At 73.6% G+C, this 624-nt stretch carries 1 protein-coding gene; it reads right to left on the bottom strand.

Features of this window, described 5'->3' with window-relative positions; genetic code table 11:
• Positions 1–530, bottom strand: a 530-nt coding sequence (locus KBX53_RS35080) for a response regulator (RefSeq protein ID WP_210864050.1), incomplete at its 3' end; no start/stop codon positions are given.
• Between the last annotated feature and the right edge of the window lie 94 nt (positions 531–624).

Raw genomic sequence — 624 nt, 5'->3', positions numbered from 1 at the left:
GTGCCGTCGGTGAGGGCGGCGCGTACCCGATCAAGGGTCTGCGCGTCGAGCCCCTTCGGCAGGCTGTGCCCGGCGGTGCCGCGCAGGGTGGCGAACATCTGGTCCACCTCGTGCTGGGCGGCGACCTCGCCGTCGGCGAGCGCCTGGGCGCGGTAGTCGGCGTAGCGCTCCAGCTTGTCGCGGAACGCGGCGAACGTGAACGGTTTGAGCAGGTAGTGGGTCACCCCGAGGGACACGGCGGTGCGCACCACCGCCAGGTCCCGCGCGGACGTCACGGCCAGCACGTCCACGCTGCTGCCGGCTGCCCGCAGCGCCCGGCACACGTCCAGGCCGTGCAGGTCGGGCAGCCGAAAATCCAGGAGTACGAGGTCCACGCCGCCGCCGTGGTCGGCGCGCAGGGCCGCCATCGCCGCCCGCGCGGTGTGCGCCACCCCGACCACCACAAAACCCCGAACCCGTTCGGTGTACGCGGCGTGCGCCTCGGCCAGCAGCGGCTCGTCCTCGACGACGAGCACCCGGATGTCGGTCATGACCGCTCGATCCGGCTCGGCAGCCGGACGGTGAACCGGCTGCCGCCGTCGTCCGAGCGATCCACCTCGGCGCTGCCGCCGTGCCGGCGTACCA

The organism is Micromonospora sp. M51, from assembly GCF_018070305.1.
Lineage (GTDB): Bacteria > Actinomycetota > Actinomycetes > Mycobacteriales > Micromonosporaceae > Micromonospora > Micromonospora parva.
The sequence above is the reverse complement of the archived record's forward strand: the minus strand, read 5'-3'. Positions and strand labels throughout refer to the sequence as shown.